Raw genomic sequence first — 26,979 nt, forward strand, 5'->3', positions numbered from 1 at the left:
CCGTGATCGGGAGTCGTGGTGAACCTCGAGACCAAGTGGCTGGAAGACTTCGTCGCCCTGGCCAATACCCGCAGCTTTTCCGCCTCGGCCCGCCAGCGTCATGTCACGCAGCCGGCCTTCAGTCGTCGCATCCGCTCCCTGGAGCAGGCCGTGGGCGTGACCCTGGTCGATCGCTCCACCACCCCGGTCGATCTCACGCCCCAGGGCCAGCTGTTCCTGGTCACTGCGCGCAACATGGTCGAGCAGCTCAACGAGAGCCTCGGGCACCTGCGCGGACTGTCGATGGCCAACGAGGCGCTCGACATCGTCGCCGCCCACTCCCTGGCACTGAGCTTCTTCCCGCCCTGGATCTCTCGCCTGCAGAAGGGCGTGGGCGAGCTGCCGACGCGGCTGGTGGCGATGAACGTGGGCGATGCCATCCACGTGCTGAGGGAAGGCAACTGCGACTTGATGCTGGCTTACTACGACCCCTATGCCACCATGCAGCTCGACGCCGAGGTCTTTCCGTCGTTCTCCATCGGCCAGGTCAAGATGGTGCCGGTGAGCCTGCCGGACGAGTCGGGCAAGCCACGCTTCCCACTGGAGGGGCGCCAGGAGGTGCCGTACCTGGCCTATACCCAGGGCGCCTTCCTCGGGCGCAGCGTGCGCATGCTGCTCAAGAACGACCCGCTGCGGATGCGGCTGCGGGTGGTCTACGAGACCGCCATGGCCGAAGGCCTCAAGGGCATGGTGCTGCAGGGGGTGGGCATGGCCTGGATTCCCGACTTCTGCATCCGCGAGGAGCTCAACAGCGGTCGCCTGGTGCGGGCTGGCGCCGAGAGCTACGACGTGCCGCTGGAGATCCGGCTCTATCGCTGCTCTCTGGTGCACAAGCCGGGGGTGGAGAAGCTGTGGCGGCAGATGATGAAGTTGCCGCGGGATTTCCTCCAGGCCTGATCTGTCGGTTCGGATCATCGTATCGGGCGCTGTCTCGGGGTCAGACCCTTCAGTGGCCTTAGGATCGGAGATCCTAAGGCCACTGAAGGGTCTGACCCCATGTCCGCTCTGCTATACCCCGATCACGGGCCACCGAAGTCCGCGGGCAGGCCCAGGAAATTCTGGATGATGAAGAAGTGGTCCTCGAACAGCGCATCGGGTTCGAGGTCGGCCAGCGGCACCCAGCGGGCGTGGTCGCCGCCCTTGACCGGCTTGAGCTGCGGCAGCTGCTGCTCCGGGCGCAGGGCGAAGTAGAAGGCTTCCGCCAGGGTGCGTCCCCGCCAGCTGCGATGTGGCTCGTCGAACAGCCGCTGCCCGCGCAGCGATCCCTTCAGCACCGGTTCCGGTACCTTGAGCCGCACCCGCTCGCGCAGCTCCCGCAGGCAGGCGTCCAGCAGCCGCTCCTGAGGGCTGATGAAGCCGCCGGGGAGGGCATAGAGCCCCTTGCCCGGCGCCGCGGTACGCTTGACCAGCAGCACGTGCCCCGACTGCACCACCACCGCGCAGGCGGTGACGAACACCGGCGGGTAGGGCGCATGGGCCCAGGCCTGACGGTACTGCTCCAGCAGCCCCTGTTCCTCCACCAGCTGCTCGAAGGCCTCGGTCTCGAGGAATCCCTTGAGGCTGTCCACGACGCCCGGCGGCAGGTCGTGGGAGGCGCCGGCGCTGGCGTAGTCGGCCGCGGCGATCGACGAGCGGAACAGCCGCTCGCGGATCTGGCTCGCCGAGATGCCCTCGACCATCGGCACGCTGACGGACTCCCACTGTGGGAAGAGCGAGAGGTAGTAGCTGGACTGGCCGCGGCTGGCGCCGATCAGGCCGATACGCGGCAGTCTGGCATGGCTCGGCGAGGCGATGTCGCGCACCTTGCGCTGCACGTCACGGACCCAGACGTCGTTGTTGTAGAGTGCATCGAGCAGCGGCACGATCTCGAGCCGGGCGTTGTCGTCGGCATCGAAGGCGCTCCTGAGCATCCGGCGGCGCTCCTCGAAGCGCCAAGGATTGCGCAGCGAGCGGGCCTGCCAGGCGGAGCCCACCAGCACGATCACCTGCCGGGCCCGCTTGAGCGCCTCGTGGATCACCGCCAGATGCCCCAGGTGGGGCGGCTGGAAGCGACCGATGAAGACCAGGCAATCGAAGTCGGGGGAGGACGTATCGACGTCCGGCGGCGGACACATGGCGGGGCTCCGGCGGGAAAAGGCCCATTATGGTGAGCCCCATGAAGCCGTGCAATGCCAATGCTCGTGACGACCGGAAGGCTCCGGTATGCTGACGCGGCAAGGGACTGTGAAGGAGACATCGTGATGTGGAGCCGTATCAAGCAGGTCGTACTCTTCTGGTGGGTCGTGACCCGCGACGCCGTCAAGCTGTGGGTCGAGCGCAACGCCTTCAGCTATGCCGGCTCGCTGGCCTTCTACACGCTGTTCTCGCTGGCACCGACCATGATCATCGCGGTGACCGTCATCGGCGTGGTGCTGGGCGAGGAGGCCGCCCAGGGGCAGATCGTCGCCCAGCTCGAGGGCACCATGGGCACCGGGGCCGCCGAGGCCATCCAGAACGCCGTGGCCCAGTCGCGCATCGAGGCCTCGGGGCTGTGGCCGACGCTGATGGGCATCGGCGCCATGCTGGTCGGCGCGACCACCGTGTTCGGCCAGATGCAGTACTCGCTGAATACCCTGTGGGGCGTCACCGCTCACCCGAAGGCCAACAGCGTGCTGCTGTTGCTCAAGAAGCGCACCCTGTCGATGACGGTGGTGCTGGCCATCGGCTTCATCCTGCTGGTGTCGCTGGTGCTGGGCGTGGCGGTCAAGTCGCTGCTGAACGCGGCCGATGACCTGATGCCGTTCGTCGGCGCCCTGACCGCCGGGGTGGAGTTCCTGGTCTCGCTGGCGCTGGTCAGCGCCCTGTTTGCGACCATCTTTCGGGTGCTGCCGGACGTGCTGCTGAGCTGGCGCGACGTGCTGGTGGGGGCCGTGGTGACCGCACTGCTGTTCGCTGTGGGTCGCAGCGCCATCGCCACCTACCTGGCCTATACCGCCACCGCGTCCACCTACGGGGCGGCGGGCTCGGTGGTGGTCGTGCTGCTGTGGGTCTACTACAGCTCGCTGATCCTGCTGTTCGGCGCCGCCTTCACCAAGAGCCTGCTGCTGGCACGGGGCGGCAAGGTGATCCCGCGCAATACCGCCGTGCTGGTGCATCACGAGCTGGTCGAGGACGAGTCCCGTGACGAGCCCGCGACGAACGGCCATCGCTGGTGGCCCGGCCGCCACCGTGCCGACGCGACGCCTCACGAGACGTCTGATCGCATGCCCGCCGGCGAACGTGCCAGCGGGTCGTCCTCCCACGCCGAGGCGAGGGCGAAGGACGCCGATGGCACCAATGGCGACCCGGTCTCCCGACCCACTTCGCCTCGCTGAGCCTCAGCCGGCCTCGAACCGCTCCCGGGCCATGTCGTCGGCGACCGGGGCCGGGCTGCGGCCCTCCTGCGCGGCCCTGGCGAAGATCTCGTCCAGGGTCGTGCCGATCCCGGCGATATGCGCCATCACCGCCTCGGGGCGAGCGTCGTCACGGCGCTGCCAGGCGATCTCGATCACGCCGCCGGCATTGGCCACGTAGTCGGGCGTGTAGAGGATGCCGCGGGCCTGCAGCTGGCCCGCCACCTCCGCGTGGGCCAGCTGATTGTTGGCCGCCCCGCACACCACCCGCGCCTTGAGGCGCCTCACCACCTCCGGCGTCAGCGCCGCGCCCATGGCGCAGGGGGCGAAGACGTCCACCTCGGCATCGACGATGGCCTCGGGCGCCACCATCTCGGCCTCCAGCTCCCCGGCCAGCCGGGTCACCGCGTCGCGGTCGACGTCGGCCAGCACCAGCCGCGCGCCGGCGTCGTGGAGCCGACGGGCCAGGTGGGTGCCGACGTGGCCGACGCCCTGGAGGGCGACCCGCAGCCCGGCGAACTGATCCTCGGATTCCGCCCGGCCGAGGCCGTGATACACGGCGCTCTGCATGGCATGGAAGACGCCGAGCGCGGTCCAGGGCGAGGGGTCGCCGGAGCTGCCATCGCGGTCGAGCCCGCCCACGTGGGGGGTGACCTCGGCGATGACGCGCATGTCCGCCTCGCCGGAACCGGAATCCTCGGCGGTGATGTAGCGCCCGCCCAGCGAGTCGATCAGTCGGCCCATGGCGCGCAATAGCTCGGGTGTCTTGTCGCGACGCGGATCGGCGATGATCACCGCCTTGCCGCCGCCCAGCGGCAGATCGGCCAATGCCGACTTGTAGGTCATGCCGCGGGACAGCCGCAGCACGTCGGTGAGGGCGTCGGCCTCGCTGGCGTAGGGATAGATTCGCAGTCCGCCGAGCGCCGGGCCGCGGGTGGTGTCGTGGATGGCGATGATGGCGCGCAGGCCGCTGGCCGCGTCGCAGCCGTGAATGACCTGCTGATGGTGGTCGAAATCGGGATGATCGAAGACCGGCATGAGGCGTCTCCCTTATGAGGAAACCGGGGCAGCGAGACGGCGCGACGAGGCTTGTGACCGCGCAAACGCCGATGTCACCCTGTAGATTAGGTCATCATCATCGCCAACCGCTCACGAAGGAGGCGTCGAATGGATGCTCATGCCATCAAGGCGCGTGTCAGCGGCCGCGTCCAGGGCGTCTGGTATCGCCGCTCCACCCAGGAGCGCGCGAGGCAGTCCGGGGTGACCGGCTACGCCATCAATCTCGCCGATGGCCGCGTGGAGGTGCTGCTGTGCGGGGCACGCGAGGACGTCGAGGCCGTGGCGGCCTGGCTGTGGCAGGGGCCGCCGAACGCCGAGGTCACGAGCGTCGAGACCGAGGAGATCGCGCTGGCGGAGGGCGAGGCGCCGGACGACTTCATTACCGGCTGACGGCGCCAAGAGCCGGATACCGCGCCCCAACGAAAACCGCCGGCCCACGGGGCCGGCGGTGTCGTCATGACTGACGTTTCGATGCGGATCAGGCGAGGGTCTCGGTGATCCAGTCGACCACGGCACTGCCGTCGACGCCCAGGCAGACGTCGGCCAGCGGCGTCTGCGACCAGCGCGGGGCGATGAACTCGCGACCCTCGGACGCGAACAGGGTCTGCCCCTCCGCGGGTCCTTCGGTGGCCACGTTGAGATGGCCGCTGGCGACGGTGAACAGTTCCGGACGCACCAGCCAGGCCAGGGCCAGGCTGTCGTGCGGGCAGCAGCCGTCGATGCCCAGCGCGCCCTGGTAGAACTCGCGGTAGAAGGCGTAGCTGCCGGCCAGCACCTCGCCCAGCGCGCCCTGGCCGGCGGCGATCCGCTCCATGTGCTGCGGGGCCAGCACGCAGCGGTGGGTGACATCGAGGCCGACCAGGGTCAGCGGCCAGCCGGCGGTCAGCACCCGCTGGGCGGCGTGCGGGTCGTTGAAGATGTTGGCCTCGGCCACCGGGGAGACGTTGCCGCCTTCCTTGATTGAGCCGCCCATCACCACCACGCGCTTGACCCGCTCGGTGATGCCCGGGTCGATCTGCAGCGCCGCGGCCAGGTTGCCCAGTGGCCCCACGGCCACCAGCGACACCTCGCCGGGGCGGGCGTTGACGGTATCGACGATGAACTGGGCCGCGCTGCGGGCGTCGGCCTGGCCGGTCACCGCCGGCAGTGCGATGTCGCCGAGGCCGTTGGCGCCGTGGATGTGCGCCGGCGCCGGATGGCGCGGCTTGACCATCGGCACCGCCGCGCCCTGGGCCACCGGGATGCGCTGGCCGGCCAGCTCGGACAGCAGCAGTGCGTTGTGGGTGGCGGTGTCCACGTCGACGTTGCCGAAGGTGGTGGTCATGCCCAGCAGCTCGATGTCGGGATGGCGCAGGGCGATGGCGATGGCCTGGGCGTCGTCGACGCCCGGATCGGTATCGAAGATGATCGGTTCAGACATGGCGTCCTCGGCGGTCGGTTCAGGGAGTGTTCGGGGTCTGGGGCTGAGTCTGGCGCTGCCACTGGGCCACCTCGGCGGCCTCGGGAATGCTCTCGGCCGCACCGGAACGCTGCACGCCGAGGGCGGCGGCCGCAGCGGCCCGGGCCAGGCAGGCCTCGGGGCCTTCGCCGTCCTGCAGCGCTGCCAGATAGTAGCCGATGAAGGTATCGCCGGCGGCGGTGGTGTCGACCGGCGTGACCGGCATCGGCGGCTGGAAGTGGCGCGTCTCGCCGACCTGGTACCAGGCGCCGTCGCCGCCCAGAGTCAGCACGGTCTCGGTGGCCGGCAGGCGACTGGCCAGGGCGTCGAGCAGGGCAGAGGCGGCGCTGCCGGCGGGCAGGCCGGTGAGGATCTCCGCCTCGCTGCGATTGACGAACAGCAGTCGACACGCTTCCAGCGGCAGCTCGGCGGCATCGGCGGTCATCGGCGCCGGGTTGAAGGCGATATGCAGCCCGCGCTCGCGCGCCGCCTCGAACAGGTAGGGCAGGGCGATGCATTCGTTCTGGGCCAGCAGCCAGTCGCCGGGGGAGGCCTCGGCCAGCCGTGCCTCCAGATTGGCCTCGTTGAAACCGTGGTTGGCGCCGGGGAACAGCAGGATGGCATTCTCGCCCGCATCGTCGACCTGGATGATGGCGTGGCCGCTGGGCTCGTCCACCAGTTCGACGCTGTCGACGTCGACGCCGGAGGCCTCGAGCAGGTCGCGGGCCCAGGCGTCCTGACGCCCGAGGCGGCCCCAGTGACGCACCTGACCGCCGGCTCGGGCCATGGCCAGCGACTGATTGGCGCCCTTGCCGCCGAGCCCGACGCGATAGCCGTGGCTGGTGAGGGTTTCACCGGGCGTGACCAGGTGAGGAACGCGATAGATGTGGTCGAGATTGATCGACCCGAAGTTGTGCAGCATGCCGTCGTCCGGATGAGGGGCTTGGGTGAAAACGATACCGGCGAGAGTATCGGGGGCCGGAGCGACCTTCGCAAGCCAGGCTGCGACCCGATCTCTGATTTATACCGTTATCTCTTATCTTGAACCACCAAGCTCAAGCCTGGCGGTATAACGGTTTTCAGTCCCGAAGGGGGCGACTCAGATTGTCGGCGGTGAGCTCGACGATGCGTTGGCGAGCCTCGGGGCTGATCCAGGCGCTGTGGGGCGTGACGATCAGGTTGAGCGGTTCGCTCAGGGCATCGATCAAAGGATGGCCGTCGCGCGGCGGCTCCTCGGGCAGCACGTCGACGGCGAGCCCGCCGAGCCGGCCTTCGCGCAGGGCGTCGAGGGCGGCAATCTCGTCGATCATGCCGCCACGGGCGCAGTTGACCACCAGCGCCGAGGGCTTGAGCCTGGCCAGCAGGTCGGCGTCGACCAGGTGGCGGCTGGCTTCGGTGAGCGGACAGTGCAGGCTGATGGCATCGGCGGTGGGGACGAGCTCGGCGAGCGTCGGGCGGGCATCCTGCTCGGCGCCGGGGCGCGCGGCGAAGACGACCTCCATGCCGAAGGCGCCGGCGAGTTCGCCGACCCGAGTGCCGAGCTCACCCTGGCCGACGATGACCAGCCGCTTGCCCTCGAGCTGCAGTGTGGTGTGATCCATCAGGCAGAAGAAGGGGCTTTTTCCCCAGCGTCCCTCGGCCACGTCACGCTGGTAGCGCGGCAGGCGGTTGGCCAGGGCCAGCAGTTGCATCAGGGTGTGCTGAGCCACGCTCGCCGTGCCGTAGGCGGCGACGTTGCGCACCTCGATGCCGCGGCGCTCGGCCTCGTCCATGGCGATGTTGTTGGTGCCGGTGGCCAGCACGCAGATCAGCCTGAGATGGGGCAGGGCGGCCAGGGTCTCGGCATCGAGCACCACCTTGTTGACGATGGCGACCTCGGCGCCCTCGAGCCGTGCAACGGCCTCGTCGCGGTCAGTGAAGTCGTGAACGTCGAGGCGAGAGACACGTTCGCGGATCGGCGACAGATCGATACCATCGCCCAGACTGGCGGCGTCGAGAATCACGGCATGCATGGCGGTCTTCCTTGTCGTTAGAGACGTCGCCGCGGGGCTGGGCCTGGGGCCTGACGGCAGGCTATAATGTCGGGCTTTCAGGGCAGGCCAGTGTTGGAATCTTCGCCGCCCGACCCTATATCGCAGAACGTGTCGCGGGCCCGTTCGGTCCGCATCGCCCTCTGGGACGTCGTTACCGGGAGATATCGAACCATGCCCATCTACGAATACGAGTGCAAGGCCTGCGGCCACCGCCTGGAAAAGCTGCAAAAGATCAGCGCCGCGCCGTTGACCGACTGCCCGGCCTGCGAACAGGCCGAGCTCGACCGCCTGGTCTCCGCGGCGGGCTTTCGCCTGGCAGGCAGCGGCTGGTACGAGACCGACTTCAAGTCCGGCAGCAAGAAGAACCTGGCCGGCGGGGGCGAGACGTCCGGGTCGGCGGCCTGACCGCGGTCGTCGCCTCCCTACATCACTTCACGCAACAGAACAGGATACGACATGCGCAGCCATTATAGCGGCCAGCTGAACGAGACCATGGTGGATCAGACGGTCACCCTGTGCGGCTGGGTCCATCGCCGCCGTGACCATGGCGGGGTCATCTTCCTCGACATGCGCGACCGGGACGGCATCGCCCAGGTCGTGGTCGACCCCGACACCGCCGAGGCCTTCGCCAATGCCGACCGCGCCCGCAGCGAATACGTGCTGCGCATCAGCGGCCGCGTGCGTCTGCGCCCCGAGGGCACCCAGAACCCGAACATGCCCACCGGCCTGATCGAGGTACTGGCCAAGGACGTGGAGGTCCTCAACACCGCCGCCACGCCCCCGTTCCAGCTTGACGAGCACGGCAAGGTCGGCGAGGAAGTGCGCCTCAAGCATCGCTACATCGACCTGCGCCGTCCGGAGATGATCGACAAGCTGCGCCTGCGCTCGCGCATCTCCCACAGCGTGCGCGCCTATCTCGAGGGGCAGGGCTTCCTCGACATCGAGACGCCGATCCTGACTCGCGCCACCCCGGAAGGCGCCCGCGACTACCTGGTGCCGAGCCGCACCCATCCGGGCAGCTTCTTCGCGCTGCCGCAGTCGCCGCAGCTGTTCAAGCAGCTGCTGATGGTCTCCGGCTTCGACCGCTACTACCAGATCGCCAAGTGCTTCCGCGACGAGGACCTGCGCGCCGACCGCCAGCCCGAGTTCACCCAGATCGACCTCGAGGCCTCCTTCGTCGAGGAAGAGGACATCATGTCGATCACCGAGAACATGGTGCGCAACCTGTTCAAGGACGTGCTCGACGTCGAGCTGCCGGCATTTCCGCGCATGCCTTACGCCGAGGCCATGCAGCGCTTCGGTTCCGACAAGCCGGACCTGCGTATCCCGCTCGAGCTGACCGACGTCGACGACCTGATGAAGGACGTGGACTTCAAGGTCTTCTCCGGCCCGGCCAACGCCGATGACGGCCGCGTGGCCGCGCTCAAGGTCAAGGGCGGCGCCACCCTGACTCGCAAGGAAATCGACGAGTACACCAAGTTCGTCGGCATCTACGGCGCCCGGGGCCTGGCCTGGATCAAGGTCAACGAGCGCGCCAAGGGCCTCGATGGCCTGCAGTCGCCGATCGTCAAGTTCATGGAAGGCGTGGTCGAGCAGCTGCTGGACCGCGTCGGTGCCGAGGATGGCGACATCATCTTCTTCGGCGCGGACAAGACCAACATCGTCAACGAGGCGCTGGGCGCGCTGCGCGTCAAGCTGGGCGAGGACCTCGACCTCTACACCGCCGAGTGGTCGCCGCTGTGGGTGGTCGACTTCCCGATGTTCGAGGCCGACGGCGAAGCGCGCCTGCAGGCGCTGCACCACCCGTTCACCGCGCCGTCCTGCGACGTGGAAACGCTCAAGAACAACCCGGCCGAGGCGCTGTCCCGCGCCTATGACATGGTCCTCAACGGCACCGAGCTGGGTGGCGGCTCGATCCGTATCCACGACCAGGCCATGCAACAGAGCGTGCTCGAGCTGCTCGGCATCGGCGAGGAAGAGGCCCGCGAGAAGTTCGGCTTCCTGCTCGACGCCCTGCAGTACGGCGCGCCGCCCCACGGCGGCCTGGCCTTCGGCCTCGACCGCCTGGTGATGCTGATGAGCGGTGCCCGCACCATCCGTGAGGTGATCGCCTTCCCCAAGACCCAGAGCGCGGCCTGCCTGATGACCGACGCCCCGGGCGAGGTCAGCGGCGAGCAGCTCAAGGAGCTCAACATTCGCCTGCGCCAGAAGGCCAAGGCGGAGGGCGCGGCCGAATAAGCGGCGAGTCTCCCGTGATCGCACCGGCGCCCCTTGTGGCGCCGGTGTCGTTTCTGGGCTTCGATACCCAGATTTGCTTTACCGACGACAAGGTGTCGCGAGGACGCGGTAAACCCATCCCTGGGCGCTTCTTTTGACGTCCTGTCAAAAGAACCTCGCTCCCCCTTATCCTCGGCGCTCATCTCGCTGGGTACAGCAACATGGGCGTTTTCCCGACTGACGAGCCACCAAGAAAGGAGGGAATATGGCCGGCCATAGCAAATGGTCCAATATCAAGCATCGCAAGGCGGCTCAGGACGCCAGGCGCGGCAAGATCTTCAACAAGCTGATCCGCGAGCTGACCGTGGCCGCGCGGCAGGGCGGCGGCGATCCCGAGGACAACCCGCGCCTGCGCGCCGCCATGGACAAGGCGCTCGGCAACAACATGCCCAAGGACACCGTGCAGCGGGCGGTGGATCGCGGCGCCGGCAACACCGACGGCGACGCCATGGAGGAGGTCGTCTACGAGGGCTACGGCCCCGAAGGCGTGGCGGTGATGGTCGAGGCCATGACCGATAACCGCAATCGAACTGTCTCCGAGGTGCGACACGCCTTCGGCAAGCACGGCGGCAACCTCGGCACCTCCGGCTCGGTGGCCTTCATGTTCCACAAGCAGGGGAGGCTGACGCTGCCGCCAGGCGTCGACGAGGAGACGGCCATGGAAGCGACCCTGTCCGCCGAGCCCGAGGACATCGAGACCCTCGAGGACGGTCGCCTGGAGATCGTCACCACGCCGGACACCTTCGGTGCGGTCAAGGACGCCCTGTTGGAGGCGGGCATCACGCCCGAGGCCAGCGACGTGGGGCTGTATCCCGACACTTACACCCGCATCGACGACGTCGAACTCGGCCGGCGCATCGTCGGGCTGGTCGACCGGCTCGAGGATCTCGACGATGTGCAGAATGTTTACACCAATGCCGACTTCTCCGATGACATTCTGGAAGCGTTGCATGATTGAGGTAGAACACCAGCGCGCTCTCGACCGTGCGCCGATGACATTCTGGAAGCACTGCATGATGACTAGCCCCCGCGAGATGAAGGGCCCGACATGCTGATCCTGGGCATCGATCCGGGATCCCGGATCACCGGCTACGGCGTGCTGGACGTGACCGAGCCCAAGCCGAAGTACGTGACCAGCGGCTGCATCCGCACCCGCGGCGACGATCTCGCCCAGCGCCTGGCCCAGGTCTACGCCGGGGTCAGCGAGGTGATCGGCCTGCACGGGCCCGGCGAGTTCGCCATCGAGCAGGTGTTCATGTCGAAGAACGCCGACTCGGCGCTCAAGCTCGGCCAGGCGCGGGGCACCGCCATCGTCTGCGCGGCCAATCACGGCCTGCCGGTCAGCGAGTACGGCCCGCGCCAGATCAAGCAGGCGGTCACCGGCGGCGGGGCGGCCGACAAGACCCAGGTGCAGCACATGGTGACCGCCATCCTGGGTCTCTCCGGCACGCCCCAGGCCGATGCCGCCGACGCCCTGGCCATCGCCCTGACGCATGCCTATGCCCGGCTCGGACTGATCTGCCGGGGCAGCTACGGCGGCGGGCGAGGGCGTGGCAAGAGCGCGTCCTGGCGGGACTTTCGCCCCGAGTGATGTCGCCTGACGGCGACGCCGAGGCGGTTGTCGAACAGCGTTCCGCGGGCTGGCATGGCCCGGGGGGGACCAGTATAGTGAGCGCGACGCGCTGCGGATTCATCATCAAGGACAGTGACATATCATGATCGGACGCTTGCGAGGCACCCTGATCGACAAGCAGCCGCCCTGGCTGCTGTTGGACGTGGCCGGGGTCGGCTACGAGCTGGAGGCCTCCATGACCACCCTGGTGGCATTGCCCGGGGTCGGCGAGGACGTGGTGCTGCATACCCATCTCACCGTGCGCGACGACGCCCACCTGCTCTACGGCTTCGCCCGCGAGCAGGAGCGGGCGCTGTTCCGTGCCCTGATCAAGGTCAACGGCGTCGGCCCCAAGCTGGCCCTGGCCATCCTCTCCGGCATGGACGAGGACGCCTTCATCCGCTGCGTGATGGACGACGACGTCAAGTCGCTGACGCGCCTGCCCGGCGTCGGCAAGAAGACCGCCGAGCGGCTGATCGTCGAGATGCGCGACCGCTTCCCGCACTGGGAGGCCGAAGCGCCCGCCGCCGGCGTGGCACCGTCGCCCGGCGCCGCCGCCGAACCGCGCCAGGAGCCGCTGGCCGAGGCCGAGGCGGCGCTGGTCAGCCTCGGCTACAAGCCGGCCGAGGCCGGGCGCATGCTCACCGGCCTCGAGGAAGAGGGCAGCACCGAGGCGATCATCAAGGCGGCGCTCGCGCGTCGCATGGCCGGTTGATGACCATGCCCGATACGCAGCCTTTCATCACGATGCCGGCGGAGGACACCCATGCTGGAGACTGACCGCCTGATCGCCGCCGAGGATCGCGAGGGCGAGGGCCATCTCGATCACGCCATCCGCCCCAAGCAGCTCGGCGACTACATCGGCCAGCCGCGGGTCCGCGAGCAGCTGGAGATCTTCATCCACGCCGCCCGCGGCCGCGACGAGAGCCTCGACCACACCCTGGTGTTCGGCCCACCGGGGCTCGGCAAGACCACGCTCGCCAACATCATCGCCACCGAGATGGGCGTCGGCCTGAAGTCGACCTCCGGGCCGGTGCTCGAGCGGGCCGGCGATCTCGCCGCCATGCTCACCAACCTTCAGCCCGGCGACGTGCTGTTCATCGACGAGATCCATCGCCTGTCGGCGGTGGTGGAAGAGATCCTCTATCCCGCCATGGAGGATTTCCAGCTCGACATCGTGATCGGCGAGGGGCCGGCCGCGCGCTCGATCAAGCTCGACCTGCCACCGTTCACCCTGGTCGGCGCCACCACCCGGGCAGGCCTGCTGACCTCGCCGCTGCGCGACCGCTTCGGCATCGTCCAGCGCCTGGAGTTCTACTCCATCGACGAGCTCAGCGAGATCGTCGCCCGTTCAGCGCGGCTGCTGGGCGTGACCACCGACGACGCCGGCGCCCGGGAAGTGGCGCGCCGCTCCCGCGGCACCCCGCGCATCGCCAACCGCCTGCTGCGCCGCGTGCGCGACTACGCCGAGGTACGCGGCGGCGGACGCATCGACGCCGAGATCGCCGACCAGGCCCTGAACATGCTCCACGTCGACCACCACGGCCTGGACCACATGGACCGCCGGCTGCTGCTGGCGATGATCGAGAAATTCGACGGCGGCCCGGTGGGCGTAGACTCTCTGGCCGCGGCCATCGGCGAGGAGCGCGACACCATCGAGGACGTCATCGAGCCCTACCTGATCCAGCAGGGGCTGATGATGCGCACCGCCCGCGGCCGGGTGGTGACCCGTCAGGCCTGGCAGCACTTCGGCCTGGCTCCGGCGCCGACGCCTTCCCAAGACTGACTTCGACGAGACGAGGATTCCCGTGAACGACGCCATGTCCATTCCCCACCTGATCATGAACGCCAGCGGCGTGGTCCAGGCGGTGATGCTGCTGCTGCTGCTGGGTTCGCTGCTGTCCTGGGTGGTGATCTTCCAGCGCACCTTCGTGATGCGCCGCGCGCGCAAGGCCCACCGTGAATTCGAGGACCGCTTCTGGTCCGGGGTCGACCTCAACGAGCTGTATCGCGAGACGCCCGCCGAGCAGGAGACCCTGGGCGCCGAGCACATCTTTCGCGCCGGCTTCCGCGAGTTCAATCGCCTGATGCCGAAGACCCAGAGTCCCCAGGCCATCCTCGACGGCGTGCAGCGCAGCATGCGCGTGGCCTGGTCCCGCGAGGAGGACCGCCTCAACCTGCACCTGGTGTTCCTGGCCACCGTGGCCTCGTCCAGCCCCTACATCGGGCTGTTCGGCACCGTGTGGGGCATCATGGGCTCCTTCCAGTCGCTGTCCATGGCCCAGCAGGCCACGCTCGGCACCGTGGCGCCGTGGATCGCCGAGGCGCTGATCGCCACCGCCATGGGCCTGTTCGCGGCCATCCCCGCGGTGATCTTCTACAACCGGCTGTCGGCGGAATCCAGCCGCCTGCTGGGCAAGTACGAGGACTTCGCCGAGGAGTTCCATTCCATCCTGCACCGCAACCTGCAGGGTCGCGGCGAATCCGCCGCCGGCTGAGGAGGGCACGCCATGCACGGACCCTTCAACCGCATGGGCCGGCGCAAGCCGATGAACGAGATCAACGTCGTCCCCTTCATCGACGTGATGCTGGTGCTGCTGGTGATCTTCATGATCACCGCGCCGATGCTGACCCAGGGCGTCAAGGTGGACCTGCCCCAGGTGACCTCCGAGCCGATCGAGGACAGCGAGGATCGCGACCCGATCGTCGTCTCGGTGGACAGCGAGGGCCAGATCTACGTCAGCCTGAGCGGTGATGAGACCGCCGTCGACCTCGACGAGCTCGGCCAGCGGGTCGGTATCCTGCTCGAGCGCGAGCCGGGCACCCGCGTCCTGGTCCGCGGCGACCGCAACGTGGCCTACGGCCAGATCGTCACCCTGATGAGCACCCTGCAGACCTCGGGCGTGGCCAACGTCGGGCTGATCTCCGAGCCCCCGCCCGGGGACGCCTGAGGAGGACGCATGGCTAAACAACATCGCCATGTCGGCTACGGATTGCCGCTGATCCTCGCCGTCGGGCTGCACCTGGGGCTGCTGGTCGTCAGCGTGATCCGCTTCCCGAGCGCCGAGCAGGAGCCGCCCAACCAGGCCATCGTCAACGCCACCCTGGTGCGCGCCGAGACCGCCACCGATCAGGCCCAGCAGGCGCAGCAGCAGGCCCGGGCCGAGGCCAGGGCGGAGCAGCAGCGACGGGAGGCCGAAGCCGCCGAAAGGGCGGAGGCGGAACGTCAGGCCGCCGCCGAAGCGGAGCGGCAGGCGCAAGAAGCCCAGCGCCAGGCACAGGAGGCGGCCCAGGCCGCCGAGCGCGAGCAAGCCCGTGAGGCCGCCGAACAGGCCGCCGCCGAAGCAGAGCGCCGCGAGCGCGAAGCCGCGGAGCAGGCGGCCGAGCGGGAGCGTCGGCAGGAGGCCGCGCGCCAACGACGCGAAGCCGAGGAACAGCGGCAGCGCGAGGCGGAAGCCGAACGCCAGCGTCAGGCCGAGGAAGAGGCCCGCCGTCAGCGCGAAGCCGAGGAGCAGCGACAGCGCGAGGCGGAGGCCGAACGCCAGCGCCAGGCCGAGGAAGAGGCCCGCCGTCAGCGCGAAGCCGAGGAACAGCGCGAGGCGGAAGCCGAACGCCAGCGCCAGGCCGAGGAAGAGGCCCGTCGCGAGCGTGAGGCCGCCGCCAAGCGCGCCGCCGAGGCCGCCCAGAACAGCCTCGACCAGGCCATCGCCGGCGAATCCGAGGCCGTGGCCAACGCCAAGCAGGCAGAGGAAGCGGCCAACGGCTTCATCAACCTGGTGCGCCAGGCGGTGGAGCAGGCCTGGTCGATTCCGCCCAACGTCCCCGACGGCGCCGCGGCCGAGATATCGGTTCGCCTGGGGCCCTCCGGGGAGCTATTCGCCGCCAACATCGGTCGTAGCAGTGGCAACAGTGCCTTCGACCGTTCGGCGCTGAGCGCGGTGGAAACCGCCGCGCCCTTCGCCGAGCTGCGCGAGCTGCCCGCTTCGGTGCAGCGCCAGTACCGTGAGTTCAATCTCAGATTCCGACCGGGGGACATACGCTGATGAGAGCCTTGATCACCACCTGGCTGGCGGCCGTGCTGTTGCTGTGCACGTCGCTGGCCCAGGCCGACCTGACCATCGACATCACCCAGGGCAACGAGCAGGCCACGCCGATCGCCGTGGTGCCGTTCGCCGAAGGCGAGAACCTGCCCCAGGACGTGGCGCGGATCATCTCCGACGACCTGGAGCGCAGCGGCTACTTCGCGCCCCTGGAGCGCGAGGCGATGTTCGCCCAGCCGACCCGCGGCGACGATGTCAGCTTCGGCGACTGGCAGGCGCTGGATACCCGTTATCTGGTGGTCGGCCGCGTCAGCCGCACCGGCGGCGGCGTCGAGATCCAGTACGAGCTGATGAACGTCAGCGGCGAATCGCGGATGCTGGGCGAGGTGATCACCGCCGGTCAGGATCAGATGCGCGCCGCCGCCCACCGCATCAGCGACAAGATCTTCGAGGAGATCACCGGCATTCGCGGCGCCTTCTCCACGCGCATCGCCTACGTCACCTCCCAGGGCGTCGGCGACGACACCGCCTATCAGCTCTACGTCGCCGACGCCGACGGTCGCAACAGCCAGCAGGTGCTGAGCTCGGACGAGCCGATCATGTCGCCGGCCTGGTCACCGGATGGCGGCAAGCTGGCCTACGTGTCGTTCGAGTCCGGCCGGCCCGGCATCTACGTGCAGGAAGTGGCCAGCGGCCGTCGGGCACGCCTGACCTCCTTCGAGGGCCTCAACAGCGCCCCGACCTGGTCGCCGGACGGCCGTCGGCTGGCGATGGCGCTGTCCCGCGACGGGCAGCCGGAGATCTACGTCATGGACGTCGCCTCGCAGAACCTGCAACGCGTCACCCACAGCCAGAGCATCGAGACCGAGCCGGCCTGGTCGCCGGACGGCAACAGCCTGATCTACACCTCGGACCGCAGCGGCGGCCCGCAGATCTATCGTCAGTCGCTTGGCGGCTCGCCGGAGCGCATCACCTTCACCGGCAACTACAACGCTCGGGCGCGCTTCGCCCCTGACGGTGAATCCATCTTCCTGATCCACCGCGGCAGCAACGGCTACCGGGTGGCCAAGCAGGATCTGGAGAGCGGCCGCCTGGTCGAGCTCGGCGACGCCCGCCAGGCCGAGTCCCCCAGTGTCGCGCCCAACGGCACCATGGTAATCTTCGCCACCCAGCAGGGCGGTAATGGTGTGCTGGGGGGCGTTTCCGCGGACGGCCGGGCCTCGTTCCGTCTTCCCGCGGCCCAGGGCGACGTGCGTGAGCCCGCCTGGTCCCCGTTTCTGAACTGAATGTATCCCGCAAGGAAAGGAGTCGAACGATGCAATTCAAGCCTTATGCCCGCACTCTGATCGCCGCCATGTCGATGGCCGTCATGGCCGGCTGCTCCAGCACCGGTGGCACCCAGGAAGGGTCCATGGACGGCACCGCCGGTGCCGGTGGCGTGGGTACCGGCACCGCCGGCACCGGCCAGGTCAGCGGCAGCGGCCTCGGCGAGGGCGCCGGTCAGATGGCCGGCTCGCGGATTCCCGAAGTCCGCACCATCTACTTCGCCTACGACAGCGACACCATCCGCCCCGAGTTCCAGTCGGTACTCCAGTCCCACGCCCGCTTCCTGCAAAACAACGGCAACGCCAGAGTGGTGCTGCAGGGCCATACCGACGAGCGCGGCACCCGCGAGTACAACCTGGCCCTCGGTGAGCGCCGCGCTGACGCCGTCAAGCGCTTCCTGAGCGTGCAGGGCGTCTCGCCGTCCCAGGTCGAGGTCGTCAGCTACGGCGAGGAGCGTCCGGCGGCCCGCGGCAGCAACGAGGAAGCCTACGCCCAGAACCGCCGGGTGGTCTTCGCCTACTGAGCCCCGCGCCACGCACGGCACCACGATAGCGAAGGGAGAAAGCGATGAGACCGCGTCTCAGAATCTGGACCGCCGCCGGCGCCTTGAGCCTGCTGGCCGCCCCGGCGCTGGCTCAGCAGCCGGTGGTGGAGGATCTCACCGCCCGCTCCGGCTCAGGCAGCTTCTACGACCAGACCGCCGCCCGTGAACCGGCGGGCGGCAATCTGGAGCTGTTCAACGAGCTGCAGCGCAACCAGGAGCAGCTTCGCCAGCTGCGTGGTCAGGTCGAGGAGCTGCGCTACCAGCTCGACCGCCTCAAGCGTCAGACCCGCCAGCAGTACATGGATCTGGACGAGCGCCTGTCCGCGAACGCCGCCAGCGCGGCGGGCGGAGCCGGTGCCGCCGCGACCGAGCAGGTGGCCGACAGCGGTGGGGCGGAGGCATCGGGCCAATCGAGCTCTGGTCAGTCAGCCAGCGGCAGCGATGCCGGCGCCCGGGCCGACTACCAGGCGGCCTTCGCCAAGGTGCAGGCCCGGGAGTTCGATGCCGCGACGCGGGCCTTCGAGTCCTTCGTCGCCGAACATCCGAGCAGTACCCTCACCGCCAACGCCTACTACTGGCTCGGCGAGCTGCATTCGGCCGGCGGTGATCTCGACGCCGCCGACGCGGCCTTCCAACGCGTGCTCGACGACTTCCCCGACAGCAACAAGGTACCCGACACCCTCTACAAGCTGGGCCTGCTCAAGGCCCGCCAGGGGGATCCGGAAGCCGGCCAGGCGCTGCTCGAGCGGGTACAGCAGGCGTACCCCGACAGCAGCGCCGCCAACCTGGCGGCCGACTTCCAGCGGCAGTCGGGCAACTAGCCCCGGAGGGACATCATGACGGTCTGCAAGATCGACTACGAAGCGCCGCAGGGGCTACTCGACGGCCGGGTGATCCTCGTCACCGGCGCGGGCGACGGCATCGGCCGCGCCGCGGCGCTCGCCTATGCCCGCCACGGCGCCACGGTGGTCCTGCTGGGGCGGACGATCGCCAAGCTGGAAGCGGTGTACGACGCCATCGAGTCCGAGGGACTGCCGCAGCCGGCGATCTTCCCGCTCAACTTCGAGGGGGCGACGCTCAAGGACTACCACGACATGGCCGCGGCCCTGGACAAGGAGTTCGGACGCCTGGACGGCATCCTGCACAACGCCGGCCTGCTGGGCGACATCACCCCCTTCGCCCAGTACGATCCGGTGCTGTGGGAGCAGGTGATGCAGGTCAACATCAACGGGCCGATCTGGATGACCCAGGCGCTGCTGCCGCTGCTGGAAGCGTCGGCGGACGCCTCGGTCATCTTCACCTCGTCCTCGGTGGGCCGTCGCGGCCGCGCCTACTGGGGAGCCTATGCGGTGTCGAAGTTCGCCACCGAGGGGTTCATGGAAGTGCTGGCCGACGAGGTGGAGCACCTCGGCACGCTACGCATCAACACCCTGAACCCCGGCGCCACGCGTACCGCCATGCGCCAGTCCGCCTATCCGGCGGAGGACCCGGGCACGCTGCGCACGCCGGAGGACATCATGCCCACCTATCTGTGGCTGATGGGGCCCGACAGCCGCGGCCACAGCGGCGAGGCGTTCGACGCCCAGCCGCCCCGAACCTGACGCCGACGCAACGGCGTCAGCGATAAGACCAGCAGGCCTCCCGCCAGGGAGGCCTGCTTTTTTTAGGCCATCATGATATCGCCGCCCCAGCGGGCGTCGCCGTGTCGGGAAATCAACGCTTGGGAAGACCTGGCAGCAGCGCCTCGGTCAGCGCCTCGGCGGTCTCGAACCAGCGATCCGCCGGCCACAGGCGATAGTCGTCGTCCTCGGTGATATAGCCGTAGCCCACCGCCATCGCGGGCATGCCCGCCGCCCGTGCGGCCTGCATGTCGCGATGGTGGTCGCCGAGATACCAGCAGTCGCCCGGCGACACGCCGAGGCGCCGGGCGGCCTCCAGCAGCGGCGCGGGGTCGGGCTTCTTGACCGGCAGGTCATCGGCGCACAGCAGCGCGCCCGGCTCGAGGCCCAGGGCCTCCACCAGCGGCGCGGCATAGGCGCGCGGCTTGTTGGTGACGATGCCCCAGGGACGACCGGCGTCGCGCCATGCGTCCAGCAGCCGATCCAGCGGCGGAAAGACCCGGCTCTCCACGGCCACCGCCTCGCCGTAGGCGGCCAGCAGGAAGGCCCGGGCGTCATCGTGACCGTCGTGTTCGCGCTCGAGGCCCAGCGCCAGGGTCACCAGGGCGCTGCCGCCGTTGGAGACCTGGGCGCGGATGGTCGGGTAGGGCAGGGGCGCCAACCCGTGATGGTCACGCAGGGAGTTGGTGGCCCGGGCCAGATCCGGGGCGGTATCCACCAGGGTGCCGTCGAGATCGAACAGCAGCGCCTCGGGTGTCGGCCATTCGCGACTCACGATGCCTCCCGCCGGCAGTGCATCAGGTAATTCACCGATACATCGGTGGCCGACAGCCGATAGCGACGGGTCAGCGGCTGGTAGGTCAGGCCGCTCTGCTCGCAGACCTCGAGGCCGGCCTCGCGGCACCAGCCGGCGAGCTCCGAGGGGCGGATGAACTTGGCATAGTCGTGGGTGCCCCGCGGCAGCATGCGCAGCAGGTACTCGGCGCCGACCACGGCCAGGGCATAGGCCTTGGGATTGCGGTTGATGGTCGAGAAGAATACCTGCCCGCCGGGCTTGACCAGCCGCGCGCAGGCGCGGATCACCGAGGCGGGGTCGGGCACGTGCTCGAGCATCTCCAGGCAGGTGACCACGTCGAACTCGCCGGCATGGGCCTCGGCCATGGCCTCGACGCTGATCTGGCGGTAGTCGACGCGCGCGCCGGTCTCCTCGGCGTGCAGCCGGGCCACCGCCAGCGGCGCCTCGCCCAGGTCGATGCCGGTGACCTCGGCGCCGCGATGGGCCATGGCCTCGGCGAGGATGCCGCCGCCGCAGCCGACGTCGAGCACCCGATGGCCGGCCAGCCCCGCGCGGGCGTCGATGAAGTCGAGGCGCAGGGGATTGATCTCGTGCAGCGGCTTGAACTCGCCGTCGGTATCCCACCAGCGATGGGCCAGGGCCTCGAACTTGGCGATCTCCGCCGCGTCGACGTTGTCCGCTTGCGACTGGCTTGCCGTCATCTGTCCTCTCCGTAGGTGTCGCCGGCCTGCCACTGTGGCGAGCTCGGCGTGATTCGGTATGATGCCATTCTACTCGTTCCCGACGCCCCGGCCCATGCCCGGCCGCGTCGGGCTACATGCGACATGACAAGGACCGCACCATGATCCGCAAGGCCGTTCTTCCCGTTGCCGGTTTCGGCACTCGCTGCCTGCCCGCTTCCAAGGCGATTCCCAAGGAGATGATCACCATCGTCGACCGCCCGGTGATCCAGTACGTGGTCCAGGAGGCCGTCGAGGCCGGCATTCGCGACATCGTGCTGGTGACCCACGGCAGCAAGAGCGCCATCGAGAACCACTTCGACAAGCACTTCGAGCTCGAGGCCAGCCTCGAGGCCAAGGGCAAGCAGGAGCTGCTCGAGGAGCTGCGCTCGATCGTGCCGGAAGACGTCAACATCATCAGCGTGCGCCAGTCCGAACCGCTGGGCCTGGGCCATGCGGTGCTCTGTGCGCGCCCGGTGATCGGCGACGACGAACCCTTCGCCGTGCTGCTGCCGGACGTGCTGGTTGATGACGACGGCCTCGAGCGCAACGACCTGGCCGGCATGATCGAGGCCTTCGACGCCACCGGCCGCAGCCAGCTGATGGTGGAGGAGGTGCCCCACGAGCTGGTCTACAAGTACGGCATCGTCGCCCCCGAGGGCGAGCCGCCAGCCGCCGGCGAGGCCGGGGCGCTGGCCGGGCTGATCGAGAAGCCCAAGGTCGAGGAGGCGCCCTCCGACCTGGCCGTGATCGGCCGCTATGCGCTGCCCGGCGCCATCTTCCCGCTGCTCGCCGAAACGCCGCCCGGCGCCGGCAACGAGATCCAGCTGACCGACGCCATCGAGACGCTGCGCCAGCAGAGCGGCGTCGACGCCTGGCGCATGCGCGGTCGCACCTACGACTGCGGCCACCAGCTCGGCTACCTCGAGGCGATTCTCGCCTACGGCCGCCGCCACGCCCGCTACGGCGAGGGCTTCCGCGAACTGCTGACCCGCTACAGCGGCGAGGAGTAAGCCATGCGCGTTCTGGTCCACGGCAGCGAGCTGGCCGCCGCCACCGCGGCGGCGGCGCTGGCCTCGGTCGGTCACCGGGTGACCTGGTGGCCCCACGCCAGCGCCGACTGGCCGACGCTCGCCGAGAGCGGCTGGCTGGCCAGCGAGCCGCAGCTGATGTCGCGCCTGGAGGAAGGGCGCGCCCAGGGCCATCTCAGGGTTCTCGACGTCGGCGAACCTCTCCAGGGCGACGACTTCGAGGTGCTGTGGCTGGCCCTGTCGCCGGCACAGCGCGAGCAAGGCCGCACCACCGTGGCCGAACTGTCGTCGCGAATGACCGCAGACGCGGTGCTGGTCAACAATTCGACCTTCCCGGTCGGCGAAACCGACCGACTGGCCGCCGGCCTCGGCAACGGGCGTCGGGCCGTGGCGCTGGCCGACCTGCTCGAGGAAGGCCGCGCCTGGGAGACCTTCACCCGGCCGTCGCGCTGGCTGCTGGGCTGCGACGACCGCGACGCCGAACGCCAGGTACGCGAGCTGCTGCGAGCGTTCAATCGCCGCCGCGAGGTCTTCCAGCGCATGCCGCGGCGTGCCGCCGAGCTGACCAAGCTGGCAATCAACGGCATGCTGGCCACCCGCATCAGCTACATGAACGAGATCGCCGGCCTCGCCGACACCCTGGGGGTGGACGTGGAGGACGTGCGCGAGGGCATGGGCGCGGACAGCCGCATCGGCTACGAATACCTCTATCCCGGCTGCGGCTTCGGCGGCCCGAGCTTTTCCCGCGACCTGATGCGTCTGGCCGACGTGCAGTCGGCCAGCGGCCGCCATTCGGCGCTGCTCGACCAGGTGCTCGACATCAACGAGCAGAAGAAGGAGACGCTGTTCCGCAAGCTGTGGGCCCACTACCACGGCCGGCTGGAAGGCCTGACCGTGGCCATCTGGGGCGCGGCCTTCAAGCCCGGCACGGCGCGCATCGATCATGCGCCGGTGCTGACGCTGCTGCGCGCCCTCTGGGCCCAGGGCGTGCGCGTGCGGCTGCACGATCCCGCCGCCACCGGGGCGCTGCGCGAACGGCTCGGCGACCATCCGTTGCTGGCACTGTTCGACGGGGACCCGGACGAGGCACTCGACGGTGCCGATGCCCTGATGCTGGTCACCGAGTGGAAGGCCTACTGGAACCCGGACTGGCCGCGCCTGGCGTCGCAGCTGAACGGCAAGCTGCTGCTCGACGGTCGCAATATCTACGACCCGGCCCACGTCGCCGACATGGGGCTGTACTATCGAGGGATCGGGCGCCGCGCCGATCCCTGAGTCGGCTCGATTTGCTGCTGCGCTCGACAGGCTGGCCGCCGGCGGTGCCGGGGCGCCGGTCCGATCGAATCCTCATGTAGCAGGCTACACTCCGGTAGCTGCGCTCCGGCGGCAATCAGCCTGCCTTCGCTCGCGACGTAAATCGAGGCCGACTCCCTAAATAAGCGGTAGAAACAAAACGGCCCCGCCTGATGGCGGGGCCGTTGTCGTTCGCGAGTCCGCTGGGGATCAGGCGAAGTTCTGGGCGACGAAGTCCCAGTTCAGCACGTTCCAGACGTTCTCGAGGTACTTCGGACGCGCGTTGCGGTAGTCGATGTAGTAGGCGTGCTCCCACACGTCGATGGTCAGCAGCGGGGTCTGGCCGTGGGCGACCGGGGTGTCGGCGTCGTCGGTGTTGACGATGTCGACGCCGCCGTCGGCGGTCTTGATCAGCCAGGTCCAGCCGGAACCGAAGTTGCCGACGGCCTTGGCGTTGAAGGCGCTCTTGAATTCCTCGAAGGAACCGAACTTGGCGTTGATGGCCTCGGCCAGGGCGCCGGTCGGCTCACCGCCGCCGTTCGGCGACAGGCAGTGCCAGTAGAAGGTGTGGTTCCAGACCTGAGCCGCCTGGTTGAACAGGCCGCCGGAGGCGGACTGGATGATCTCTTCCAGGGACTTGTTGGCGTTCTCGGTGCCGTCGGTCAGCTCGTTGAGCTTGGTGACGTAGGCCTGGTGGTGCTTGCCGTAGTGGTACTCCAGGGTCTCGGCGGAGATGTGCGGCTCCAGGCCGTTCTTTTCGTACGGCAGTGCGGGCAGTTCGAATGCCATTATCGTTTCTCCTCGTTGCTAGTCATGGGTCACGGCGACCCATGGTGTGCCAGTGCGCTGGGGGAGTGCAAGGTCGATGTCGGCCCGGATTCGGCCGTGCCCCGTTCGCTCCCTCGATAAAAAACCGTACACTATCAGTGTGCTGTACCAGTCCGGTCACGGCATCATATCACCCGCCCCAGGGTCCGCCAATTCCGATCAGGGGACTCGGGCATGGGACGCGTGCCGGCGATATCGCCGGCGGGACGCCGACACGCAACGCGCAAGGAGACCATCATGGCAGAGCGCCCGGAAGACCGCCGGCAGCCACGCCCGATCGTGCCGGACCCGGATGCCAGCCTGGCCGGGCACCACCGGCCACATGCCCCGCCCAAGGCGACCGTCTGGCCGCTGTGGCTGCTGATCCTGCTGCTCGTCGCGGCCCTGGCCGGGCTGGCCTACGCCGGCTGGTTGGAGCGTCAGCGGCTGGAACAGCGGTTGACCCGACTCAACGGCGATATCTCCAACCTCCATGCCCGCTTCGACGCCTCCGAGGGGCGCGGCGAACTGCTGTCGGAGATCCAGGCGCGGCTCGATGAACTCGAGGGGCTGGACAACACGCTAAGAGACGCGCTGGACGACCGTCTCGCACAGCGTCTGGCCGACTGGCAAGACGAACACCTGGCGCCGCTGGCCGACGCCCGTTCCGCCCTCGAGGGGCGGGTCGCCACCCTGGCCGAGAACGGCGAGGTACGTGCCGAGACCCTGGCCGCGGTGCGCGACTCCATGAAGGCCCTGGAGACGGCCAACCGCGAGGGGCTGGCCGCTCTCACCGAGCGCCTGGCGGCCCTGGAGACGACCCAGCAGGGCGAGGCCGAGCGCCAGCAAGCGCTGGTCGCGCGTCTCGACGAGTCCGAGGCGGCCCAGTCCGACCTCGCCGACGACGTTGAAGCCCTGGCCACGGCGCGCGATGATGAGCGCGAACGAGCCGAGGCCCTAGAGGCGAGGCTCGCGGACCTGCAGGCCGAACTGCGGGAACTGCGCCAGTCACAGCTGGCGATGAACGCCCAGCTCGAAGCGCTGCGGCAGTGACAGGACGTCAGCCAGGGACCCACGACATCATGGACAAGCGTCTCGCCAACCGTCTCGCGGTCGCCTCGCTGTCGATCGGACTCGCGGCCCCCGGGGCTGCCCATGCCCTCGACGCCAGCCTCGAGGGCATCGAGGGCGACCCCGCCGACAACCTCGAGACCTATCTCGACGGGCTGGATGCCGACGATTATTCGCCCCAGCGACTCGAGGCCGAGGTACGCCGGCTCGCCGCCGAGTCGCTCAGGGTCTACGGCTATTACGAGCCGACCTTCGAGGTTCGCTTCGACGACCCCGATGCGCCGGAAGAGGTGACGATCCGCGTCGATCCCGGCGAGCCGGTACGCATCGAACGCCTCGACTTCGACCTGGCCGGTGGCGCCGCCGAGGACGCTCCCTTCCGAGACGCCATCGACGCCTACCCCCAGCAGGAAGGGGAGGTGCTGCTTCACGCGCCGTTCGATGCGCTGCGCAGCCAGCTCTCCGGCCTGGCCCTGGAACGTGGCTACTTCGACTGGCGCTTCACCGAGCGGCGCATGGAGATCCGCCCCTGGGCCCACAGCGCCCGGCTGTCGCTGGCCCTGGACAGCGGCGAGCGCTATCGCTTCGGGCCGGTTCACTTCCAGGGCCAGCACATCGAGACCGAGCGCCTTCAGGCCCTGGCGCCGTTCCACGAGGGCAAGCCCTATCTCGCCGCCAATGTGGCCACCTTCAACCAGCGCCTCGGTCAGACCGAATGGTTCGGCTCGGTCAGCGTGCGCCCCCTGCTGGATGCGGGCATCGGCCAGCTGGCCCTGCCGCCGGCCCCCATCGGCTTTCTCAACGAGCTCGACGTGGAGGGCCTGACGGCCACGGCCGTCCCCGAACCTCGCCTCAGCGCGACGGCGCTCGCCGCGGTCGCCACCCTCGAGGCGCCGGCAGTACCCGAGGTGCCCATCGAGGTCAGCGTCACCCCCGCCGACCGCCACCAGTTCGAGGTCGGTCTGGGCTTCGCCACCGACGTCGGCCCGCGGCTGCGTTTCTCCTGGGACCAGCCCTGGGTCAATCGCTACGGCCACAGCCTCAAGCACGATCTCTACCTCTCGGGGCCTGAACAGCAGTTCAGCGGCGTCTACGACATGCCGCTGGACGACCCGCGACGCGACAGCTATCGCCTGCAGTACGGCCTGCTGAACAAGGACAACGAGGACACCGAGACCCTGGAAGCCAGCGTGGAATTCGGTCGTCGCTGGCAGTTCGACAACGCCTGGGAGCAGATCGTCTACCTGCGCACCACCTACGAGGACTTCACCCAGGCCGACGAGAGCAATCAGGTGCTGCTGGTCTATCCCGGGGTGCGCTGGACCCGCACCCGCTCGCGCAATCCGACCTTTCCGCGCTGGGGCGATCGTCAGCAGATCTCAGTGCAGTATTCCAGCGAGGCCTGGGGATCCGACGCGGAGTTCCTGCGCATGGACGCCGACTCCCAGTGGATCCGCAGCCTCGGCGACGACTACCGCTTCGTGGGTCGCATCGGCGCGGGCAGCATCGTCACCGACGACTTCACCAACGTGCCGCCATCGCTGCGCTTCTTCGCCGGCGGCGACAGCAGCGTGCGCGGCTACGGTTACGAGAGCCTGGCCCCGAAGAATGCCGACGGCGAACTGGTCGGCGGCGAACAGCGCCTGGTGGGCAGCGTCGAAGCCCAGCGCCGCCTGACCGGTGCCTGGTGGCTGGCCAGCTTCGTCGACACCGGCGATGCCTTCACCGACTGGTGGCCCGAGGAGCTGAATACCAGTGCCGGCCTCGGCGTGCGCTGGATCTCGCCGGTAGGGCCGATCCGCTTCGACGTCGCCCACCCGTTCGACAGCGACGATAGCTACCGCATCCACTTCGCCATCGGCCCGGAATTCTGAAGCGTCATCGTGAACCTGCATCCATCGCAT

28 protein-coding genes are annotated in these 26,979 nt (G+C 68.9%); 20 read left to right on the top strand and 8 right to left on the bottom strand.

All coding sequences use genetic code 11. The features are described from left to right. Positions 1-18: 18 nt before the first annotated feature. Positions 19-936, top strand: a complete 918-nt coding sequence (locus QWG60_RS08210) for a LysR substrate-binding domain-containing protein (protein ID WP_046078713.1) — start codon at positions 19-21, stop codon at positions 934-936. A 122-nt stretch (positions 937-1,058) separates the two neighbouring features. Here the strand turns inward: QWG60_RS08210 and QWG60_RS08215 are convergent, their stop codons facing one another. After that, positions 1,059-2,153 carry a bifunctional nicotinamide-nucleotide adenylyltransferase/Nudix hydroxylase gene (locus QWG60_RS08215; RefSeq protein ID WP_146907466.1) on the bottom strand — a complete coding sequence of 365 codons (1,095 nt, stop codon included), beginning with the start codon at positions 2,151-2,153 and terminating at the stop codon, positions 1,059-1,061. A 126-nt stretch (positions 2,154-2,279) separates the two neighbouring features. Between QWG60_RS08215 and QWG60_RS08220 the strand changes: the two genes are divergently transcribed. Next, positions 2,280-3,392, top strand: a complete 1,113-nt coding sequence (locus QWG60_RS08220; protein ID WP_146907464.1) for a YihY/virulence factor BrkB family protein — start codon at positions 2,280-2,282, stop codon at positions 3,390-3,392. A gap of 3 nt (positions 3,393-3,395) precedes the next feature. On the opposite strand, the gene QWG60_RS08225 is transcribed toward QWG60_RS08220, so the two are convergent. Continuing rightward, positions 3,396-4,448, bottom strand: coding sequence for a Glu/Leu/Phe/Val family dehydrogenase (locus QWG60_RS08225; protein ID WP_146907461.1), 1,053 nt, complete (start codon positions 4,446-4,448; stop codon positions 3,396-3,398). A 129-nt stretch (positions 4,449-4,577) separates the two neighbouring features. Here QWG60_RS08225 and QWG60_RS08230 point away from each other — a divergent pair, with 129 nt between their 5' ends. Next, entirely contained in the window at positions 4,578-4,859 is a 282-nt protein-coding gene (locus QWG60_RS08230; RefSeq protein ID WP_046078711.1) for an acylphosphatase, read from the top strand. An 88-nt stretch (positions 4,860-4,947) separates the two neighbouring features. Here the strand turns inward: QWG60_RS08230 and QWG60_RS08235 are convergent, their stop codons facing one another. From QWG60_RS08235 to QWG60_RS08245, 3 genes are all read right to left on the bottom strand, one after another. Further along, complete coding sequence (locus QWG60_RS08235) at positions 4,948-5,889, bottom strand: nucleoside hydrolase (RefSeq protein ID WP_035598501.1); 942 nt, start codon at positions 5,887-5,889, stop codon at positions 4,948-4,950. Positions 5,890-5,908: 19 nt separating this feature from the next. Next, complete coding sequence (locus QWG60_RS08240; protein ID WP_035598499.1) at positions 5,909-6,829, bottom strand: ribokinase; 921 nt, start codon at positions 6,827-6,829, stop codon at positions 5,909-5,911. Positions 6,830-6,986: 157 nt separating this feature from the next. Beyond that, the gene (locus QWG60_RS08245; protein ID WP_146907459.1) at positions 6,987-7,919 is read right to left on the bottom strand and encodes a D-2-hydroxyacid dehydrogenase; all 933 of its coding nucleotides are present in this window, start codon (positions 7,917-7,919) and stop codon (positions 6,987-6,989) included. Positions 7,920-8,111: 192 nt separating this feature from the next. Between QWG60_RS08245 and QWG60_RS08250 the strand changes: the two genes are divergently transcribed. From QWG60_RS08250 to QWG60_RS08310, 13 genes are all read left to right on the top strand, one after another. Continuing rightward, positions 8,112-8,345 carry an FmdB family zinc ribbon protein gene (locus QWG60_RS08250; RefSeq protein WP_016854884.1) on the top strand — a complete coding sequence of 78 codons (234 nt, stop codon included), beginning with the start codon at positions 8,112-8,114 and terminating at the stop codon, positions 8,343-8,345. Between the two features lie 51 nt (positions 8,346-8,396). Then, positions 8,397-10,178 (top strand): aspartate--tRNA ligase, encoded by a 1,782-nt coding sequence (gene aspS / locus QWG60_RS08255; protein WP_146907456.1) that lies wholly within the window; start codon positions 8,397-8,399, stop codon positions 10,176-10,178. A 244-nt stretch (positions 10,179-10,422) separates the two neighbouring features. Beyond that, complete coding sequence (locus QWG60_RS08260; protein WP_146907454.1) at positions 10,423-11,175, top strand: YebC/PmpR family DNA-binding transcriptional regulator; 753 nt, start codon at positions 10,423-10,425, stop codon at positions 11,173-11,175. A gap of 90 nt (positions 11,176-11,265) precedes the next feature. Beyond that, a complete protein-coding gene (ruvC, locus tag QWG60_RS08265; protein WP_146907451.1) occupies positions 11,266-11,808 on the top strand; it encodes a crossover junction endodeoxyribonuclease RuvC in 543 nt (180 codons plus the stop codon). A 124-nt stretch (positions 11,809-11,932) separates the two neighbouring features. Continuing rightward, on the top strand, positions 11,933-12,544 hold the full coding sequence (ruvA, locus tag QWG60_RS08270) for a Holliday junction branch migration protein RuvA (protein WP_146907449.1): 612 nt from the start codon (positions 11,933-11,935) through the stop codon (positions 12,542-12,544). Positions 12,545-12,595: 51 nt separating this feature from the next. Continuing rightward, entirely contained in the window at positions 12,596-13,615 is a 1,020-nt protein-coding gene (gene ruvB / locus QWG60_RS08275) for a Holliday junction branch migration DNA helicase RuvB (protein ID WP_146907446.1), read from the top strand. 34 nt (positions 13,616-13,649) lie between these two features. Further along, entirely contained in the window at positions 13,650-14,327 is a 678-nt protein-coding gene (gene tolQ / locus QWG60_RS08280) for a protein TolQ (RefSeq protein ID WP_172977757.1), read from the top strand. A 12-nt stretch (positions 14,328-14,339) separates the two neighbouring features. Continuing rightward, a complete protein-coding gene (gene tolR, locus QWG60_RS08285) occupies positions 14,340-14,780 on the top strand; it encodes a protein TolR (protein ID WP_046078704.1) in 441 nt (146 codons plus the stop codon). Positions 14,781-14,789: 9 nt separating this feature from the next. Continuing rightward, positions 14,790-15,872 (top strand): cell envelope integrity protein TolA, encoded by a 1,083-nt coding sequence (gene tolA, locus QWG60_RS08290; RefSeq protein ID WP_146907444.1) that lies wholly within the window; start codon positions 14,790-14,792, stop codon positions 15,870-15,872. After that, positions 15,872-17,155, top strand: a complete 1,284-nt coding sequence (tolB, locus tag QWG60_RS08295) for a Tol-Pal system beta propeller repeat protein TolB (protein ID WP_146907441.1) — start codon at positions 15,872-15,874, stop codon at positions 17,153-17,155. Before tolA ends, tolB begins: the two co-directional genes overlap by 1 nt. A 29-nt stretch (positions 17,156-17,184) precedes the next feature. Further along, on the top strand, positions 17,185-17,718 hold the full coding sequence (pal, locus tag QWG60_RS08300) for a peptidoglycan-associated lipoprotein Pal (protein ID WP_146907438.1): 534 nt from the start codon (positions 17,185-17,187) through the stop codon (positions 17,716-17,718). Between the two features lie 44 nt (positions 17,719-17,762). Further along, positions 17,763-18,560: a tol-pal system protein YbgF gene (ybgF, locus tag QWG60_RS08305; protein ID WP_146907436.1), complete on the top strand. Its 798-nt coding sequence runs from the start codon at positions 17,763-17,765 to the stop codon at positions 18,558-18,560. 15 nt (positions 18,561-18,575) lie between these two features. Further along, positions 18,576-19,340 carry a YciK family oxidoreductase gene (locus QWG60_RS08310; RefSeq protein WP_146907433.1) on the top strand — a complete coding sequence of 255 codons (765 nt, stop codon included), beginning with the start codon at positions 18,576-18,578 and terminating at the stop codon, positions 19,338-19,340. 112 nt (positions 19,341-19,452) lie between these two features. Here QWG60_RS08310 and QWG60_RS08315 read toward each other — a convergent pair whose 3' ends face one another. Then, entirely contained in the window at positions 19,453-20,133 is a 681-nt protein-coding gene (locus QWG60_RS08315; protein WP_146907431.1) for an HAD-IA family hydrolase, read from the bottom strand. Then, the gene (gene ubiG / locus QWG60_RS08320; protein ID WP_146907429.1) at positions 20,130-20,855 is read right to left on the bottom strand and encodes a bifunctional 2-polyprenyl-6-hydroxyphenol methylase/3-demethylubiquinol 3-O-methyltransferase UbiG; all 726 of its coding nucleotides are present in this window, start codon (positions 20,853-20,855) and stop codon (positions 20,130-20,132) included. Before ubiG ends, QWG60_RS08315 begins: the two co-directional genes overlap by 4 nt. Positions 20,856-20,995: 140 nt before the next feature. On the opposite strand from ubiG, the gene galU reads away from it, so the two are divergent. Together galU and QWG60_RS08330 are read left to right on the top strand one after the other, a co-directional pair. Next, a complete protein-coding gene (gene galU / locus QWG60_RS08325) occupies positions 20,996-21,886 on the top strand; it encodes a UTP--glucose-1-phosphate uridylyltransferase GalU (protein ID WP_046078698.1) in 891 nt (296 codons plus the stop codon). A gap of 3 nt (positions 21,887-21,889) precedes the next feature. Then, complete coding sequence (locus QWG60_RS08330; protein WP_046078697.1) at positions 21,890-23,179, top strand: nucleotide sugar dehydrogenase; 1,290 nt, start codon at positions 21,890-21,892, stop codon at positions 23,177-23,179. A gap of 228 nt (positions 23,180-23,407) precedes the next feature. Here QWG60_RS08330 and QWG60_RS08335 read toward each other — a convergent pair whose 3' ends face one another. Further along, a complete protein-coding gene (locus tag QWG60_RS08335; RefSeq protein WP_146907427.1) occupies positions 23,408-23,986 on the bottom strand; it encodes a superoxide dismutase in 579 nt (192 codons plus the stop codon). Between the two features lie 276 nt (positions 23,987-24,262). On the opposite strand from QWG60_RS08335, the gene QWG60_RS08340 reads away from it, so the two are divergent. After that, positions 24,263-25,057 carry a hypothetical protein gene (locus QWG60_RS08340; protein ID WP_146907424.1) on the top strand — a complete coding sequence of 265 codons (795 nt, stop codon included), beginning with the start codon at positions 24,263-24,265 and terminating at the stop codon, positions 25,055-25,057. 29 nt (positions 25,058-25,086) lie between these two features. Further along, positions 25,087-26,949, top strand: coding sequence for an autotransporter assembly complex protein TamA (tamA, locus tag QWG60_RS08345; RefSeq protein WP_146907422.1), 1,863 nt, complete (start codon positions 25,087-25,089; stop codon positions 26,947-26,949). Positions 26,950-26,979: the final 30 nt, after the last annotated feature.

It is taken from the genome of Halomonas halophila (assembly GCF_030406665.1).
Taxonomy (GTDB): Bacteria; Pseudomonadota; Gammaproteobacteria; order Pseudomonadales; family Halomonadaceae; genus Halomonas; species Halomonas halophila.